Origin of the sequence: Spiractinospora alimapuensis, assembly GCF_018437505.1 — a bacterium.
Lineage (GTDB): Bacteria > Actinomycetota > Actinomycetes > Streptosporangiales > Streptosporangiaceae > Spiractinospora > Spiractinospora alimapuensis.
Genome location: NZ_CP072467.1, coordinates 410,825 through 427,293, shown reverse-complemented (window position 1 = coordinate 427,293; position 16,469 = coordinate 410,825). Strand labels below are relative to the sequence as shown.

At 69.2% G+C, this 16,469-nt stretch carries 17 protein-coding genes; 7 read left to right on the top strand and 10 right to left on the bottom strand.

The window, feature by feature from the left end; translation table 11 throughout:
* Positions 1-36 precede the first annotated feature (36 nt).
* Complete coding sequence (locus tag J4H86_RS01835; protein WP_236541452.1) at positions 37-531, bottom strand: Hsp20/alpha crystallin family protein; 495 nt, start codon at positions 529-531, stop codon at positions 37-39.
* Between the two features lie 219 nt (positions 532-750).
* Between J4H86_RS01835 and J4H86_RS01830 the strand changes: the two genes are divergently transcribed.
* From J4H86_RS01830 to J4H86_RS27555, 3 genes are read left to right on the top strand one after another with little or no spacing between them, the layout of a single operon-like run.
* Positions 751-1,737 carry a DUF2332 domain-containing protein gene (locus J4H86_RS01830; protein WP_236541451.1) on the top strand — a complete coding sequence of 329 codons (987 nt, stop codon included), beginning with the start codon at positions 751-753 and terminating at the stop codon, positions 1,735-1,737.
* 37 nt (positions 1,738-1,774) lie between these two features.
* The gene (locus J4H86_RS01825; protein WP_269134517.1) at positions 1,775-2,158 is read left to right on the top strand and encodes a transposase; all 384 of its coding nucleotides are present in this window, start codon (positions 1,775-1,777) and stop codon (positions 2,156-2,158) included.
* A complete protein-coding gene (locus tag J4H86_RS27555) occupies positions 2,155-2,445 on the top strand; it encodes a transposase (protein ID WP_394356497.1) in 291 nt (96 codons plus the stop codon). Before J4H86_RS01825 ends, J4H86_RS27555 begins: the two co-directional genes overlap by 4 nt.
* Here the strand turns inward: J4H86_RS27555 and J4H86_RS01820 are convergent.
* The 8 genes from J4H86_RS01820 to J4H86_RS01785 all read right to left on the bottom strand — a co-directional run bounded on the left by J4H86_RS01820 (position 2,370) and on the right by J4H86_RS01785 (position 12,234).
* On the bottom strand, positions 2,370-5,699 hold the full coding sequence (locus J4H86_RS01820; RefSeq protein ID WP_236541449.1) for a DNA polymerase III subunit alpha: 3,330 nt from the start codon (positions 5,697-5,699) through the stop codon (positions 2,370-2,372). The genes J4H86_RS27555 and J4H86_RS01820 overlap by 76 nt on opposite strands.
* A 234-nt stretch (positions 5,700-5,933) precedes the next feature.
* Complete coding sequence (locus J4H86_RS01815) at positions 5,934-6,326, bottom strand: type II toxin-antitoxin system VapC family toxin (RefSeq protein ID WP_236541448.1); 393 nt, start codon at positions 6,324-6,326, stop codon at positions 5,934-5,936.
* Positions 6,323-6,607, bottom strand: coding sequence for a type II toxin-antitoxin system Phd/YefM family antitoxin (locus tag J4H86_RS01810; protein WP_236541447.1), 285 nt, complete (start codon positions 6,605-6,607; stop codon positions 6,323-6,325). Before J4H86_RS01810 ends, J4H86_RS01815 begins: the two co-directional genes overlap by 4 nt.
* A 48-nt stretch (positions 6,608-6,655) precedes the next feature.
* Positions 6,656-7,837 carry a low temperature requirement protein A gene (locus J4H86_RS01805; protein ID WP_236541446.1) on the bottom strand — a complete coding sequence of 394 codons (1,182 nt, stop codon included), beginning with the start codon at positions 7,835-7,837 and terminating at the stop codon, positions 6,656-6,658.
* Positions 7,838-7,899: 62 nt separating this feature from the next.
* Positions 7,900-8,727 carry a carbohydrate ABC transporter permease gene (locus tag J4H86_RS01800; RefSeq protein WP_236541445.1) on the bottom strand — a complete coding sequence of 276 codons (828 nt, stop codon included), beginning with the start codon at positions 8,725-8,727 and terminating at the stop codon, positions 7,900-7,902.
* Positions 8,728-8,732: 5 nt separating this feature from the next.
* Positions 8,733-9,710 carry a carbohydrate ABC transporter permease gene (locus tag J4H86_RS01795; RefSeq protein WP_236541444.1) on the bottom strand — a complete coding sequence of 326 codons (978 nt, stop codon included), beginning with the start codon at positions 9,708-9,710 and terminating at the stop codon, positions 8,733-8,735.
* Between the two features lie 14 nt (positions 9,711-9,724).
* Complete coding sequence (locus tag J4H86_RS01790) at positions 9,725-11,077, bottom strand: ABC transporter substrate-binding protein (protein WP_236541443.1); 1,353 nt, start codon at positions 11,075-11,077, stop codon at positions 9,725-9,727.
* Positions 11,077-12,234: an ABC transporter ATP-binding protein gene (locus J4H86_RS01785; RefSeq protein WP_236541442.1), complete on the bottom strand. Its 1,158-nt coding sequence runs from the start codon at positions 12,232-12,234 to the stop codon at positions 11,077-11,079. Before J4H86_RS01785 ends, J4H86_RS01790 begins: the two co-directional genes overlap by 1 nt.
* A 173-nt stretch (positions 12,235-12,407) precedes the next feature.
* Here J4H86_RS01785 and J4H86_RS01780 point away from each other — a divergent pair, with 173 nt between their 5' ends.
* The 4 genes from J4H86_RS01780 to J4H86_RS01765 all read left to right on the top strand — a co-directional run bounded on the left by J4H86_RS01780 (position 12,408) and on the right by J4H86_RS01765 (position 15,746).
* The gene (locus tag J4H86_RS01780; protein ID WP_236541441.1) at positions 12,408-13,097 is read left to right on the top strand and encodes a metal-dependent transcriptional regulator; all 690 of its coding nucleotides are present in this window, start codon (positions 12,408-12,410) and stop codon (positions 13,095-13,097) included.
* A gap of 113 nt (positions 13,098-13,210) precedes the next feature.
* Entirely contained in the window at positions 13,211-14,104 is an 894-nt protein-coding gene (locus tag J4H86_RS01775; protein ID WP_394356496.1) for a metal ABC transporter substrate-binding protein, read from the top strand.
* Positions 14,101-14,871, top strand: coding sequence for a metal ABC transporter ATP-binding protein (locus tag J4H86_RS01770; protein ID WP_236541439.1), 771 nt, complete (start codon positions 14,101-14,103; stop codon positions 14,869-14,871). The genes J4H86_RS01775 and J4H86_RS01770 overlap by 4 nt, the downstream gene beginning before the upstream one ends.
* On the top strand, positions 14,871-15,746 hold the full coding sequence (locus J4H86_RS01765) for a metal ABC transporter permease (RefSeq protein ID WP_236541438.1): 876 nt from the start codon (positions 14,871-14,873) through the stop codon (positions 15,744-15,746). The genes J4H86_RS01770 and J4H86_RS01765 overlap by 1 nt, the downstream gene beginning before the upstream one ends.
* A gap of 15 nt (positions 15,747-15,761) precedes the next feature.
* Here the strand turns inward: J4H86_RS01765 and J4H86_RS01760 are convergent, their stop codons facing one another.
* Complete coding sequence (locus tag J4H86_RS01760; RefSeq protein WP_236541437.1) at positions 15,762-16,352, bottom strand: flavin reductase family protein; 591 nt, start codon at positions 16,350-16,352, stop codon at positions 15,762-15,764.
* Positions 16,353-16,469: the final 117 nt, after the last annotated feature.

Sequence of the window (16,469 nt, the reverse complement as noted above, 5' to 3'; positions counted from 1 at the left end):
GGAGGATGGTCCCTTCCCGCCCGGGAGGGGAGGAAGTCATTCGCTGGTGATCTCCACCTTGCGCGCGGACTCCTCCTGCCCGCGCGGCAGGTCGACGCTGAGCACTCCGTCCCGCATCGAGGCGGTGATGCTCTTGGTGTCCACGTCCGCGGGTAGGGAGGTGCGGTAGTAGAAGGAGCCGGAACGACGGCGCAGCATCGTCTCGGTCTTCGTGCTCTCCTTCCCCTCCTCGTCCCGCGTCGTCGTCTCACCGCGGATGATCAGTTCGCGGTCGCGCACGTCGATGTCGACGTCCTCCCGTTTGAGGCCGGGCAGCTCCGCCTTGACGACGTAGCCGTCGTCGTGCTCCTCTGCTTCCACCACCGGTACCCAGGCGCTGGTGTCCCTGGTGGCGCGATCCGGTGCCACCTGGTCGAACAGGTTGGTCATCCGCGACCACAGATCATCGATCTCCGAGAACGGATCCCAGGTGGATGCGTATGACTGGCTCTGCACCGGAACCGGCCTGTGGTACCGCAACGGAAGTGCCATGGTGTCCCCCCTCAAGACTCGTGGCACGGACACTGCAGAGCCTACCCAGGCGGTCGCCGGCGTGGATGTGCGCCAACGGAACCTTTGCTGGGACATGTCATTGTTTGTTGTTCCCTCCCCGGGGCGCTGCCTCGACCGGCCGCGCCCCGACGCGGGGCTCCCCTCGGAGGGCTGCGTAGGCTAAGGGGCGCAGCGACGGCCGCCGCGACGGGAGGGACGATGACCGCACGCCACCAGGAGTGGGGAACCGGCCGGGACGGGGACCTCGCGGCGTGGTACCGCGGGTTCGCCCACGCGGCACAGGAGGAGGGGTCCGGCTACGCGCCGATCGCCCGCGCGGTCGCCGCGGACGACGAACTGTTGTCGCGGCTGGCGTCGCTCCCGCGACGCCAGCGCCAACCCAACCTGGTCCTGGCCGCCGTGCGTCACCTCGGTGGTCCGACCGACAGCCCGGCCACCTTCCGCGACTGGGTCCTCCACAATTGGGAACGACTCACCGAGGTCACCGCGCGGCGACGCACCCAGACCAACGAGGCGGCCCGCTGCGCGACCCTGCTACCGGCCCTGGCGTCGCTGCCCCAACCCCTGGCGTTGATCGAGGTCGGGGCGGCGGCCGGCCTGTGCCTGTACCCGGACCGGCTGCGCTACCGCTACGGCGATCGGCCGCCGATCGGCCCGGAGAGCCCGGTGACCCTGCGGTGCGCGGTGACGGGCCCGGCACCGCTACCCCGACAGCCACCCGAGGTGGCCTGGCGGGCGGGGATCGACCTCAACCCACTCGACGTCACCGACCCAGAGGACGTGGACTGGCTGGAGTGCCTGATCTGGCCGGGCCCCACCCACGACCCGCGTCGCGACCGGCTGCGGGCCATGGTCGACATCGCACGACGGGAACCGCCCCGAATCGTCGCGGGGGACATGATGTCGGCCCTGCCCGACCTGGTGCGCGAGATCCCGAAAGGCGCGACTCCGGTGGTGTTCCACAGCGCCGTCCTGGCCTACCTCACCCCCGAGGAACGTACGGAGTTCCGCCACCTGGTACACGGACTCGGCGTGCACTGGGTCTGCAACGAGGGCCCGATGGTGGCCAGCCAGTTCGACTGGCCGGTGCCCACCACCTCCAGCGCCGACGCGTTCGTGCTCACCCTGGACGAACACCCCCTGGCCCGCACGGGATCGCACGGTCAGTTCGTGTCCTGGCTCTAAGTGCGGTGTTCGGGGAGGTCGTTGAGTCTGGTGATGGGTGTGTGGTTCGACGACACGAGATCACCGACCGCTCCTGCCCACCAACCAGGGCCGAGGTGGGCGCTGGCGCGACCACAGAACCATGCTCGATGGCATGATCGACAAACTCGCTCCCGGTTGTCCGTGGCGTGACCTGCCCGAACGCTACGGGCCCTGGCAGAGTGTCTACGGCCGCTACCGGCGCTGGTCCAACGACGGCACCATCGAGGCCATCCTGCGACACGTCCAGGTCCGCCACGACGCCGTGGGCCGTATCCAATGGGAGGTCGGCATCGACTCGACCGGGGTACGCGCTCACCAGCACGCCGCCGGCGCACCAAAAAAGGGACCGAACACGGAACAAAGCAGGACCAAGCACTCGGTCGCTTTCGAGGTGGACTGAGCACCCAGGTCCACCTGGCCACCGACGGGCGCCGACTCCCGCGAGCCCTGGTCATCACCACGGGAAACACCAACGACTCCACGGTCTTCCCCCAGCTCATGGACACCATCCGAGTTCCCCGGTACGGCCCAGGACGACCCCGCACCCCCCCGAACGCGTCATCGCGGACAAGGCGTAGTCCGCGCGCCCCGAGGACGTTCCCGTGCTCGGCTCACTGTCCGGCGCTCCCGGGGCTGGAGTGCCACAGTTTGCGGGGGGCCTGCTGGGTCGTGGGCAGGTCGGCGTAGGCCGACACCGTGTACCCCGTGGAGTGGCGGACCCTCGCGCCACCCACTCCGCCCCGGGATGAGCCGCCCCGCCGCGCGAGTTCCTCCCACATCCCGCGCAGGCCGCCGTCGTACCAGGCCCGCGCGAGATCGTCGAGATCGTAGGCGTCGGTGGCGTTGATGGTGGGCAACCCGTGGGTTTGGCGCCGGACCCGACCCCGCGCCACCAAGAGCCAGGACCCGAACACGGTGGCCGCGCAGTGGTCCTGCACCGACTCGAAGAACGTGAGGTCGCTCAGGCCGGTGCCGTCGTCCAGGGTGGTGAAGATGATGCGCTGCCCCGAGGGCACCGCGGGGGTCTGGGTGGCGACCTTCACCCCGAACACCACCACCTCCTGCCCGTGCCGCGTCCGGTGCAGATCCCGCGCGGACACCGCCCCCAAACGCCGCAACGCCGCCGTCACCTCGGCGTAGCTGTCGAGAAGGTGGTGACCCACCTCGTAGCCGAGGACCTCCAGTTCGGTCTGGATCTCCTCGGCGGTCGTCATCTCCGGTAGCCGCGCGGCGGTCTCGCGGTCCTGGACCGCCAGCGGGAGCTGCCCGGAGGCCACACCGCGGCGGCGGTGAACCCGGTCCACCGCGTCGGCGCGCAGCAGCAGGTCACGACGGTGCGGCGCCTGAGGGCCCTCACCCACCGCGTACAACGCGTCGAACGCGCCGACGCGCACCAGCCGGTCGGTGACGTCGTGGGAGACCGCGGCGCGGTCGACGAAGTCGGGCAGTGAGGTGTAGGGCTGCCCGTCGGTGATCCTGGTGACCTCGGCTCCGCTGATCCCCTTGACGTCGGCGAGGGAGGCCCGGATGCCCCACCGTTGCCCCGCCCACTCCACCCGCCACTGCCCGAGGGAGGCGTTGACGTCCACCGGGAGGATAGGGACGTCGAAGTGGCGGGCGTCGGCGAGGATCACCCGGCGCGGGTACATCCCGGGGTCGTGGGTGAGGACCCCGGCGTAGAAGGCGGCCGGATGGTGGCGTTTCAACCAGGCTGACTGGTAGGTGGGCAGCGCGAACGCCGCGCCGTGGGCCTTGCAGAACCCGAACGCGCCGAAGGAGGCGAGGATCTCCCACACGTGTTCCACGACGGTGGGGTCGTGGCCGCACTCCAGGGCCATCGCGGTGAACCGTTCCCGGACCTGTCGGGCACCCTCCTCGTCGCCGAGTCGACGGCGCATGGCCTCGGCGGCGTCCAGTCCACATCCGGTCATGGCGTGGAGGACCCCGAGGACCTGTTCGTGGAAGATGACGACACCGCCGGTGGGCGCCAGCACGTCGCGCAGCGCCGCGGCGGGGTAGCGCGGTTCCTCGCGCCCGTCCCGGGTGGCGAGGAACGGGCTGATCATGTCGCTGTTGACGGGGCCGGGGCGGAACAGGGAGATGTCGGCGATGAGGTCCTCCAGGTTGTGGGGGCGCAGCCGGCTGACGAGCTCGCGCTGCCCGGGGGACTCGATCTGGAAGCAGCCCATGGTGCGGGAGGAGCCGATCATGGCGTAGGTGGCGGGATCGCCGTCGGGGACGGCGTCGATGTCGATCCGCTCGCCGGAGACACGTTCGACCTCGTCCAGGGCGTGGGCCATGGCCGATTGCATGCGGACCCCGATCACGTCCAGCTTGATCAGCCCCATCTCCTCCACGTCGTCCTTGTCGTACTGGACCATGGAGTAGCCGAGCTGGCTGGGCTCGGTGGGGGCGCGGTCGGGCAGTCCGGCGTTGGAGACGACGATGCCGCAGGGGTGCATCGCGATGTGGCGGGGAAGACCGTCAAGACGCTCGGCCAGGCGCAACAACGCCCGCACGGGGGGCCGGTCCAGTCCCAGGGACCGCAGCTCGGGCAGGTCGTCGGCCGCCGAACGGATCCGGCGGGCACTGATGTGGGGGAACGCCTTGGCCAGGGTGTCGATCTCCACGGGTGGGATCCCCAGGGCCGCTCCGGTGTCCCGGATGGCGCTGCGCGCCCGGTAGGTCTCCATCATCGACACACACGCCGAGTGGGGGTAGGCCTCGAAGATGGTGTCGTAGGCCTCCAGCCGGCGGGCGGACTCCACGTCCAAGTCGATGTCGGGCAGCCCGGTGCGGCTGGGGGTGAGGAAGCGTTCCATCAGCAGCCCGTGGTCCAGGGGGTTGATGGTGGAGATCCCGATCAGGTGGTTGACCAGGCTGCCGGCGCCGGAGCCACGGATGGAGACGCGGATGCCGCGCTCGCGGATCCGCTGGGTGATGTCGGCGACGGTGCGGAAGTACCCGGAGAAGCCCTTGGCCTCGATGATGGCGAGTTCGCGGGCGAGGCGGGCACGGGCCTGGGGGTCGGTGTGCAGGCCGCGTCGTTCCATGCCGCGCTGGCAGTCCCGCCACAGCGCGGTGACGGCGTCGGGGGTGGCGGGCAGGTGGGCCTGGGCCATGCCCAGGTCGGTGTCGGGATCCAGGGCGAGGGACTCGGCCAGGGCGCGGGTGTGGGCGAGCAGGCGCCGCGCGGCGGTGGCGTCCCCGGCGCACACCCGTTCGGCGACCTCCCGCATGGTGGGCGTGTCCTTGAGGTAGGCCTCGCCGCTGTCGGTCTCGGGGGGCGCTCCGCCGGGGAGCAGGCGTTGGGCCTCGTCCAGCACGCGGGCGACCTCGGCGCCGTCGGGGGTGGGGTAGCGCACGGCGTTGGTGAGGACCGCGAGGGTGCGGGTGTCGGCGGCGAGGTCGAGGGCGGCGCGGGCGTGGCGGCGTTGGCCGGGGCCGAGGTGATCGACGATCTCCAGGACGGTTTCGCAGTGCATGCGCCACCGGGACAGCAGACGCCGCGCGGTCTCGGGGTGTTGGTCGGCCAGGGCGTGGCCCACGTCGGAGTCGGGGCCGAGGAGGACGACGACGCCGGCGGCCCGTTCGGCGATGTCGGCGGGGGAGAGGTGGGGTTTGCCGAGGTTGGTGTGGGCGGTGGTGATCAGGCGGCACAGGCTGGCCCATCCGGTCTGGCCGCGGGCGAGCAGGGTGACGCGTCCACCGCCGGTCAGGGCGAGGGAGGCGCCCAGGACGGGCCGGATGCCGGCGGCCTGGCAGGCGCGGACGTGTTTGACGGCGCCGTAGACGCCGTCCCGGTCGGTGAGGGCGAGGATGTCCATGCCGAGCTCAACGGCGCGCGCGACCAGGGTGGGGGGATGCACCGTGCCGTACCGCATGGATCCCGAGGAGACCGTACGCAGGTGTGGGAACGCCGGCGTGCCCGCTTCCCCCATGGCGCCCCCCGGTGTCGCGACGTGCGCGGGCCGCGGATGCGCGGGACATCGCAGCCGGGGAAGGGCCACCCGCGATAGAACCTATGTACGAATCATAGCTTCCAATCATCAATGATCATGGTCGTGACCTGCAAAGAGTTTCCAAAGCCGGGGGCGGGGGAGAGCCAGATCCCCACCCAGCGCGGGCTTGGGGCGCCACGGCGGGACGCGTGGAGTGGGGATCCACACACCGCCTCAGTCCAGCCCCGGAGAAGCCACAGGGAGCCCAATTTGGTGAGCCATCTGCACCATACGCTTGTCGTAGCTCACCAGACAGTGGAGGGTTTCGCCGAGAAGCTGCGCGCTCGCGATGTGGAGGGTGTCAAGAGTCCGCACCCCCGAAGGAAGCTGCGCTGCCATATCGCGGACTTCGTCCGTGAGGACGATCTCGGTGTAGTTGTCGAGCAGCTCTTGTAGCACGTTCGGGAAGTCGCCAACGCTATCCAACGTCCGAACCGTTTCCACGAAACCGATGGTGCTGGTCGCCATCGGCATCGACGGCTGGGCATCAAGATAGCCACGAAGAGCCTTAACGTGGCGACGCTGAGAGACGAGTGTCACCAGAGCGGACGAATCGAGATAGATCACCGGTCGTCCTCCGCCCGCTCCGCGAGAAGCACATCGAGCGGGTCAATCTCGGAGGTGTAGTTATAGGTCCTGAACCGGTCGATGTCGAGATTGGTCGCGGACTTCAGGCGAATCGCACCTTTGGCGACAAGTTCTGAATAACGCCCCCAGACGCCTCCGCTGGGGAGTAGAACGGCGATTGGATTGCCATGCCTCGTTACTTCGATGCTCTCTCCCCTCTCAACCCGACTGAAGATCGCACTGGGATTGTAGGAAAACTCCCTCACCGAGACCGAGCTCATCGCACCCCCTGTACCTATATTCGCATCTTTGTACCCACAATATCTGAGTCACCGACCGTTGTCGCGCACCACCACGTGCCCGACCGTGAGCAGGGTGATGACGCCGGCGATCAGGGGCAGCGGGACGGGTGTGGTGAGGGTGAGGAGTACGAGGGCGGCGCCGAGGAGGATGGCGGCGTGCCGGAAGGGATGGCCGGGGTGGAAGGAGGCGCGCAGGAACCACAGGCAGGCGAGGAAGACGGCGAGGGGGACGGCCAACGCGGCGCTCGCCTGGCCGGCGGAGAGGTGGGTGTGTCCGGTGTCCATGTCGATGATGACCTCCAGTCCCGCGCCGACGGCCGCGGCGGAGGCGAAGACGAAATAGTGGGCGTAGCCCCACACGAAGGTGGTGCTGCCGCGACTGCCCGTCGTGGGGGACTCGGCGAGCAGGTCGAAGTAGAGCCACCACATCGCGAACACGATGAGTAGGCCGCTGGCGGCGGCGATGATCAGCTCGTCCAGGGCGGCGGTGTCCTTCAGGGCGGACTGCACTGCGGTGGTCGCGGCGAGGACGACCTCGCCGAGGACGATGATGGTGAACAGTCCGTAGCGTTCGGCGATGTGGCCGGAGTGCCAGGGGGTGCCGCGCACGCGTTCGGCCCAGACGGGGACCGAGAGTTCGGCGACGACGAGGACGAGGAAGCCCCAGCTCGCCCATTCCTCGGGCAGGGCGAGGCGGGCGATCCAGCCGAGCTGGACGACGAAGATGCCCGCGGCGTAGCGCACGGCGGCTGGGCGGCCCTCGGGGTGTTCGACGGCGGCGCGGATCCACTGTCCGACCATGGCCAGTCGCATGATGCAGTAACCGGCGGTGACCACGCGTAGGTCGGTGTCGTGGAACACGGCGGGGACGCCTGCGGCGAGCACGAGCACGCCGCTGATCTTGATGAGGGCCATCACCCGGTAGGCGACGTCGTCGGTGTCGTAGGCCGAGGCGAACCAACTGAAGTTCATCCACGCCCACCAGATGGCGAAGAAGACCTCGAGGTAGCTGAGGACGCCGTTGCGGGCGTCGCCCTCGACGATCGTGGTGCTGAGCTGGGTGGCGGCCAGTCCGATGGCGACCACGAAGCACAGGTCGAACAGCAGTTCCAGTGAGGTGGAGGCGCGGTGGCGTTCGGCGGTGTCGCGACCGCGCATGGGGCGGCGCCACGAGCCCGAGCCCGCCGAGCCGATCGGCCCGATCGACATCACACCCCCAACACCCAAAGCGATTACTAGATCACTCTAAGTGTTGAGGGTGTGGGGGTGGACTACTTGATGCCCGAGCGCATGAAACTTTGGACGAACTGGCGCTGGGCGATGACGAACACCGCCAGGAGCGGCGCGACGACGATGACGGTGCCTGCTGTCAGGGAGGTGAAGTCGATCCCGGTCTCCGGGGACAGGAACCGTACGATGCCGACGGTGATCGGTCGGGACTCATCGGAGCGGGTGATGACCAGGGGCCACAGGAAGTTGTTCCAGTGGAAGCTCACCGACACCAGCCCGAAGGCGACGATGGTGGGGCGCGCGATGGGGACGTAGACCTTCCACAGGGTCTCCAGCCGGGAACAGCCCTCGAGTTCGGCGGCCTCGACGAGTTCGCTGGGCACCCCCTTGAAGGACTGGCGCAGCAGGAAGATGCACAGCGCGCTGGCCAGGTAGGGCAGCCCGATGCCGGGGATGGTGTCCTGGAGTCCCAGTAGCGACACCAGCCGGAAGTTCTCCGACAGCAGGATCTCGGGGAAGATCATCAGTTGGACGAGAACGAAGACGAACACCGCGTCCCGGCCGGGGAAGGTGTAGCGGGCCAGGGCGTAGGCGGCCAGGGTCCCCAGCACGATCTGGGCGGTGGTGAGCCCGGTGACCAGCAGCACCGTGTTGAGGTAGTACTGGTCGAACGGGGCGGCGTTCCACACCGAGACGAGGTTGTCGAAGGTCCACCCGGTGGTCGGGTCGAAGACCAGCGCGACGGCGGGCTCACGCAGCGCGGCCCAGAACACGTACAGCAGCGGGGCGATCCACAACGCGCCGAGCAGCCACGCGGTGGCGACCTCGACGCGGTCGGAGAGTCGGGGGAGGGCGGTTGTGCGTGTCACGGGCGTCACCGGTAGTGGATTCGTCGGTCGAGCAGGCGGATCTGGATGAGGGCCAGTCCCACGAGGATGGCCACGAGTACGACGGTGACGGCGGCCGCGTAGTCGGGTTGGCGTTGGGGGAAGGCCGACTGCCAGATGTAGTACAGCAGGAGACTGCTGGCGTTGTTGGGTCCGCCGCTGGTCATGACGAACACGAAGTCGACCTGTTTGAAGCTGTTGGCCAGGCCCACGATGGAGGCGAACAGGGTGGTGGGCATGAGCATGGGGAAGATGACCCGCCGGAAGTGGTACCAGCGCCCGGCGCCCTCCAGGGTGCTGGCCTCGTTGAGTTCGGGCGGGATGGCCTGGAGCCCGGCGAGGTAGAAGAGCATGAAGAACCCGGCCTGGTGCCAGATCATCATGATCATCAGGGCGGGGAGGACGGTTCCGGGACTGCCGAGCCAGTTCTGCCCCTGGAGGCCGATGGCCTCGGCGGTGCGGTTGATCAGCCCGAAGTTGGGTTGGTAGAACAGCAGCCAGATCGCGGCGGCGGCCACGACGGGCAGCATCGCGGGGGTGAAGTAGGCCAGCCGTAGGAGGCCGCGTCCCCGGATCTCCTTGTTGATCATGATGGCCATCGCCATGGCGATCGCGATGCTGACCGGCACGGTGACCAGCGAGAACACGAGGTTGTTGATCAGACTGCGGCGGAACACCGGGTCGTTGACCATGTACTCGTAGTGGCCGAGGCCGATGCTGGATCCCAGTCCGGGTTCCTGCAGGCTGCTCCACAGGGCGCTGATCGCCGGGTAGACGGTGAAGCCGGCGAGGAAGAGCAGCGCCGGGGCGAGCAGGAGCCAGGCGAAGACGCGGTCGGGAATGCGTCGGGCCAGGTGGAGCGGTCCCCGGCGTGGGCCGTGGAAGTCACCCATGGGGGTGGTGGGGTCCGGGGCCCCGGACGGAGCGTCCTCCGTCCGGGGGGTGGTGTCGTCGTGTGTCGCCACGTGTGGTCCTGGCGTCAGTCCTGGTAGGGGGCGAGGATCGAGTCGGCTTGTTCCTGGGCGTGCTCCAGGGCTTCCTCGGGGGTCATGTCACCCACGAGCGCGCCCTGCAGCGCGTCGTTGATGACGTCGTAGACGCGGCCACGCTGGTAGGTGGACAGCTCCCGCACGGCGTGGTCGAGCTGGTCACGCGCGACCTCGGCCTGGGGTACCTCCTCGACGTAGTCCCGCATGAGGTTGGTCTCCCACGCCTCGGGGGTGGGGGCGACGTAGCCGGTGGCGATGCTCCACTGGGCGGCCTGCTCGGGCTCGGTGAGGAAGCGGATGAGCCGCATGGCGGCGATCTGCTCGTCCTCGGAGGCGTCGGCGAAGAGGTAGAAGTTGCCGCCGCCGGTGGGGGAGCCACGCTGGGCGCCCTCGGGCAGCAGGTCGACGCCGAAGTCGAACTCCGCGCCCTCGACGATGGTGCTGAGCTGGCCGGTGGTGGTCCACATCATGGCGGTCTCGCCCTGCAGGAAGTCCTCCGGTGTGGTGCCCCAGTCGGCGACGCCGTCGGGGTGGACACCGTGCTCCTCGGAGAGGTCGACCCAGTACTCCAGGGCCTCCAGCGCCTCGGGTTGGGTCAGGTCGACCTCGGTGCCGTCGGCGCTGACGATCTCGGTGCCGGCCTGGATGGCGAGGGCCTGGTAGAGCCAGTAGGCGAACCCGACGGAGGGGATCTGGACGCCCCAGCGGGCGTCGGCCTCGTCCTGGACCTGGGTGCCGTAGTCGATGACCTCGTCCCAGGTCTGCGGCGCCTGTTCGGGGTCAAGGCCGGCCTCGTCGAAGAGGTCCTTGTTCCAGAACTGCACGATGGTGGAGCGTTGGAAGGGGATGCCCCAGGTCTGGCCCTCGGCGTCGCGGCTGTTCTCCAGGAACCCGTCGTAGAAGGAGTCCAGCCACTCGCGGTCCTCGTCATCGGTGATGACGTCGTCGAAGGGGACGATCATGTCGTCCTCGATCAATTGGTACATGTCGGCCGACAGCAGCACTGAGGTGGAGGGGGCGTCGCCCCCTTCCACCGCGGTCTGCACCGCGACGATCGTCTCGTCGTAGTCGCCGGAGTAGACGGCCTCGACGGAGATCTCGGGGTTCTCCTCCTCGAAGTCGGCGACGAGGTCGTCGACGACCTCTTGGAGGGGGCCGCCCACGGCGATGGGGTAGTAGAGGGTGATCTCCAGCGGGTCCTCGGCGGTCGCGCTGTCGAGGTCACCGCCGCCACCGTCGCCGGAACAGCCCGCCGCGAGCAATGCCGTGGCGCTGACCGTGGCCACGAGGGCCGTGGTGGGGCGGCGGCGTGCGCCACCCCGCTGGGGGAGGGGCTCGAACATTACTTCGCTACTCCGATCGATGGGTTGCGCTCGCCGGGGGCCTCGGCGGCGGGCACGGCGTCGTCCCAGGCGGCTACGCGCAGCCCGGTGTCGGCGTCGAACAGGTGGATGTCGGTGGTGCGGACGCCGAAGCGTGGGGTCTGCCCGACGGTGACGGGGGTGTTGGCGTGGACCCGGGCGACCAGGGGGTTGGCGGTTCCCAGGTCCAGGTGCAGGAGCTGGTCGGCGCCGAGGAGTTCGACGTCGCGGATCCGGGCGCTGGTGGTGTTGTCCTCGGAGTCCAGCCGCAGGTCCTCGGGGCGCACGCCCAGCAGGAGGCGGTCGGGCAGGTCGGCGAGGCCGGGGGGTGGGGTGACCGTGAGCCGGTTCTCGCCTTCGCCGACGACGATTCGGCCGTCGGTGAGGTGGGCGTCGAGCAGGTTCATGGGTGGGGAGCCGATGAAGCGGGCGACCTCGGCGCGGGCGGGGCGCTGGTAGAGCGCCCGGGGGGCGTCGACCTGGTCGACGCGGCCCTCGCGCATGACGACGACCCGGTCGGCCATGGTCATGGCCTCGACCTGGTCGTGGGTCACGTAGAGCACGGTGAGGCCGAGGTCGCGCTGGAGTTGACGCAGTTCGACGCGCATCTGTTGGCGCAGTTTGGCGTCGAGGTTGCTCAGGGGCTCGTCCATGAGGATGAGGGAGGCGCCGGAGACGAGGGCGCGGCCCAGGGCGACGCGTTGGCGCTGTCCGCCGGAGAGCTGGGCGGGGCGCCGGCTGAGGAAGGGGCCCAGTTCCAGGAGTTCGACGGCGCGTTGGAGGCGTTGGGCGCGTTCGTTCTTGGAGACGCGGCGGACGCGCAGTCCGAAGACGATGTTCTCCTCGACCGTGAGGTGGGGGAACAGCGCGTAGTTCTGGAAGACCATGGCCAGTGCGCGTTGGGCGGCGGGCACGGTGTTGACGACGCGGTCGTCGATGAGGACGTCGCCCTTCTGGGGGTGTTCCAGGCCGGCGACGAGGCGCAGGCTGGTGGACTTTCCGCATCCGCTGGGGCCCAGGAGGACGAGGAACTCGCCGGGGTTGGCGGTGAACGCGACGTCGAAGAGGACTTGCGTGGCGTCACTCCGTCCTGCCGAGTAGTACTTGTCGACGCCACGAAGCTCTACGCTCGACGACATCAGCCCTCCCTTGTTTTTTCACCGTCACCACAGCGACGATCCAATCTGACACCATTCGCCCGAAATGTCGATTTTGAGAAGGCGAGCGGGAGATGATCATGGCGTGAACATCATGGACACGGCAAACCCGCTGGTACGACAGTCGCCCCCCGATTGGCGTACGGTAGCGAGATATGAGCACTGTCCCGGAGCGGCCGTCGACCTCCATCGAGGACTACCTCAAGGTCATCTATGACCTCCAGGAGCGCGGCTCCGGCCGGGTCACCATCTCCCGCATCGCCGAACGGATGGCCGTCTCCAGCTCCTCGGTCTCCGGGATGCTGCGCAAGCTCAGCGAGACCGGACTCGTGGAACACGCCCGCTACGCCGACGTCCACCTCACCGAGTCCGGCGAGAAGGCCGCCCTATCGGTACTGCGCCGCCACCGCCTCATCGAGGCCTACCTCGTCGAGGCCCTGGGATACGCCTGGGACGAGGTCCACGACGAGGCCGAGGTCCTGGAACACGTCGTCTCCGACCGCTTCGTCGACCGCGTCGCCGACTACCTGGGCAACCCCACGGCCGACCCCCACGGCGACCCCATCCCCACCCGCGACGGACAGATCGTCGCCCGCGCCACCCACCAACTCTCCGAGGCCCCCGCCGGCACCATCGGCTACATCGTCCGCGTCAACGACTCCGACCCCGAACTGCTGCGCTACCTCACCGACCAGGACCTCGCCCTGGGAATGCGCCTGGAGGTCGTGGAACGCGAACCCTTCGGCGGCCCCCTCATCGTGCGGGTCCGACGCGGCTCGGAAGAACGCGAACAGGCGCTGGGCGACGTGGCCGCCGCCGCCCTGTGGATCCGCGCCGACGCCTGAGGCCCCGCTCGAGCGCGACCCTACTCCCTCGCCAAGCCCGCCATCAGTACTGTTAGGTGCCTTGTGGTAAAAAGTTAGGTGTGACGAACATTCAAGGTGGTTTATCCACAACTCTGGTCGTGGGGTCCGCCCTCACCCTCGTCGCCACCGGATGCGCCACCACCGCCGCACAGGACACCGACGCCGCCCCCACCGTGCTGACCACCTTCACGGTGCTCGCCGACATGACGGAGAACGTCGCCGGCGACCACGTCCAGGTCGAGTCCCTCACCCGCCCCGGCGCCGAGATCCACACCTACGAACCCACCCCCCGGGACATGGTCCGCGCCTCCGACGCTGACCTGATCCTCGACAACGGCATGGGTCTGGAGGCGTGGTTCACCCAGTTCACCGACCAGGTCGACGCTCCCAGCGTCACCGTGAGCCAGGGCGTGGAGCCGATCGCCATCACCGCCGGGGGCTACGCGGGCCAGGACAACCCCCACGCCTGGATGTCGCCGGACAACGCCACGATCTACGTCGAGAACATTCGCGCCGCCCTCACCGACCTGGCTCCCGAACACGCCGAGGACTTCGCCGCCAACGCCGAGGCCTACACCGAGGAGATCAACGCGATCGGCGCCGACACCCAGGACGCGCTGGGAGCCCTGCCCGAGACCGAACGCGCCCTGGTCACCTGCGAGGGCGCCTTCTCCTACCTCGCGCGCGACGCCGACCTCGAAGAACGCTACCTCTGGCCGGTCAACGCCGAACAGGAGGCCACCCCCACCCAGGTCGCCGAGGTGGTGGACTTCGTCTCCGACAACGCCGTACCCGCCGTGTTCTGCGAGAGCACCGTCAACGCCAGCACCCAGGAACAGGTCGCGGCCGAGGCCGGCGCCGACTTCGGCGGCACCCTCTATGTCGACTCCCTGTCCGAACCCGACGGCCCCGTCCCCACCTACCAGGACCTGCTGCGACACAACGCCGACACCATCGTCGCCGGCCTGACCGGGGAGGAGCCGTGACAGCGCCCCCGACCCACCCGACGGCGCCCGAACCGGCGGTGGTGGTCGAGGACGTGACCGTGGACTACGGCGAGGTGCGCGCCCTGGAGGGCGTCGACCTCACCATCGGGGCCGCACGGATCCGCGCGATCCTGGGCACCAACGGATCGGGAAAGTCGACCCTGTTCAAAAGCCTGCTGGGCCTGGTGATGCCCCAACGCGGCACGGTCACCGTGCACGGGCAGTCCACCGCGCGGGCCCGCCGCGCCGGGCTCCTCGCCTACGTCCCCCAGTCCGAACAGGTGGATTGGAGCTTCCCGCTGCGGGTGTGGGACGTGACGATGATGGGCCGCTACGGCCACATGGGCTTCACCCGCCGCCCACGGGCCCACGACCGCGAGGCCGTCGCCGAGGCACTGTCGCGCACCGGACTGACCGAACTGGCCGACCGCCAGATCGGCGCCCTGTCCGGCGGGCAACGCAAACGCGCGTTCGTCGCGCGCGGCCTGGCACAGGACGCCGCGGTGTTCCTGCTGGACGAACCCTTCGCCGGCGTGGACACCGGCTCCCAGGCCACCATCACCGAGGTACTGCGCGACATGCGCGACCGAGGACACACAGTCGTCGTCTCCACCCACGACCTCGCTGGCGTCCCCGCCCTGTGCGACGAGGCGACCCTCCTGCACAACCGGGTCATCGCCGAGGGAACCCCCGATGACGTGCTCACGCCCGAACGCGTCATGGAGGTCTTCGGCACCGGCAGCACACACATGGCGGCGGAGGCGTGATGGACGTGGTGACCGCGGTGGTGGAGTGGTTCACCGCTCCCTTGGCGTTCGAGTTCATGCGTCGCGCCCTGCTGGTCGCGCTCATCGCCGGCGCGACGTGCGCGGTCCTGTCGTGCTGGCTCACCCTGATCGGCTGGTCACTGCTGGGCGACGCGGTCTCCCACGCCGTGCTCCCCGGGGTGGTGCTGTCCTACCTGTTGGGGGTGCCGTTCGCGCTCGGCGCGCTGGTGTTCGGCGGCGGGTCGGTCGCGTTGATCGGGATGGTGAACCGTACATCGCGGGTGAAGGAGGACGCCGCGATCGGGGTGGTGTTCACCGCACTGTTCGCCCTGGGTGTGGTGCTGGTGGCACGGATCCCCAGCCAGACCGACCTGTTCCACATCCTCTTCGGCAACGTCCTGGGCGTCTCCGACACCGACATCGCCCAGGTCGTGGTCATGGGTGTGGTGGTGCTTGCGGTGGCGCTGCTCAAACACCGGGACCTGACGCTGTTCGCCTTCGACCGGGTCCACGCCCACGCCCTGGGGCTCAGCCCGCGCCGGTTGGAGATCCTGCTGCTGGGCATGTTGGCGCTGACGGTGGTGGTGGCGCTGCAGGCGGTCGGCATCATCCTGGTGGTGGCGATGGTCATCATCCCCGGTGCCACGGCCTACCTGCTGACCGACCGCTTCACCCGGATGCTCCTGATCGCGGTCGGGGTGTCGGTGGCGGCCTCCCTGCTGGGCACCTACGCCAGTTTCCACCTGAACCTGGCGACCGGGGGATCCATCGTGATCGCGCAGGCCACGGCGTTCACCGTCGCCTACCTGTTCGCGCCACGCCAGGGCGTCGTCACGGCGCGGCTGCGCCGCCGTGTGGCGGCCACACCACGCTGACCGCGCGGGGCGGGGTCAGGCGCGGCGGACGCGGTCCATGGGGCGGATCTCGCCGACGGTGGCCCACTCGTTGCGGCCCAGGCGTGCGATGGGGCGCAGCGCCGTGATCTCGGGGTGGCCCTCGCGCATGGCGGCGCTGTTGACGGCGGCGTGCACGACCTCGCCGAACACGATCACCGAGTCGCCCATCTCCACGGTGCCGCGCAGTTGGCACTCCAGGACGGCCGGGGCGTCGGCGACGCGCGGCGGGGTGACGTGCTGGCTGGGTTCCCGCAGCACTCCGACCTCGTCGAACTCGCTGGTGTCGGGCGGGTACTGGATCGCGGTGGCGTTGATCTGCGACTGCATCGACTCCGGGGCCAGGCTGACGACGAACTCGCCGGTCTTCTCGGCGTTGGTGACGGAGTCCTTGCGCCCGGTGGAGGTGAACTGCACGATCGGCGGATCGGTGGAGGCGACGGTGAAGAAGGAGTGGGGGGCGAGGTTGTCGACGCCGTCGCTGGAGGTCGTGGACACCCAGGCGATCGGGCGCGGCACGACCAACGCGGTCAACAACCGATAGAAGGCTCGTCCGGGCAGGTCAACACGGGTCAGTTCGGTGCGCACCCACACAGGCTAGACGCCCGGCCCACCGCGCGGGTCCGCGGGGTTTGGTGTGTGGACCTGGACGCCATCGGGCTCGTCGTCATGTCTCGCCAGGAGATCCTCCCCGGGACCTGCCAG

Excerpts from the sequence above, each read along its gene's own strand:
- J4H86_RS01835 (WP_236541452.1), bottom strand. The coding sequence starts at position 531 with ATGGCACTTCCGTTGCGGTACCACAGGCCGGTTCCGGTGCAGAGCCAG.
- J4H86_RS01830 (WP_236541451.1), top strand. The coding sequence starts at position 751 with ATGACCGCACGCCACCAGGAGTGGGGAACCGGCCGGGACGGGGACCTC.
- J4H86_RS01820 (WP_236541449.1), bottom strand. The coding sequence starts at position 5,699 with ATGGGGGAAGCGGGCACGCCGGCGTTCCCACACCTGCGTACGGTCTCC.
- J4H86_RS01810 (WP_236541447.1), bottom strand. The coding sequence starts at position 6,607 with ATGAGCTCGGTCTCGGTGAGGGAGTTTTCCTACAATCCCAGTGCGATC.
- J4H86_RS01805 (WP_236541446.1), bottom strand. The coding sequence starts at position 7,837 with ATGTCGATCGGGCCGATCGGCTCGGCGGGCTCGGGCTCGTGGCGCCGC.
- J4H86_RS01790 (WP_236541443.1), bottom strand. The coding sequence starts at position 11,077 with ATGTTCGAGCCCCTCCCCCAGCGGGGTGGCGCACGCCGCCGCCCCACC.
- J4H86_RS01785 (WP_236541442.1), bottom strand. The coding sequence starts at position 12,234 with ATGTCGTCGAGCGTAGAGCTTCGTGGCGTCGACAAGTACTACTCGGCA.
- J4H86_RS01780 (WP_236541441.1), top strand. The coding sequence starts at position 12,408 with ATGAGCACTGTCCCGGAGCGGCCGTCGACCTCCATCGAGGACTACCTC.
- J4H86_RS01765 (WP_236541438.1), top strand. The coding sequence starts at position 14,871 with ATGGACGTGGTGACCGCGGTGGTGGAGTGGTTCACCGCTCCCTTGGCG.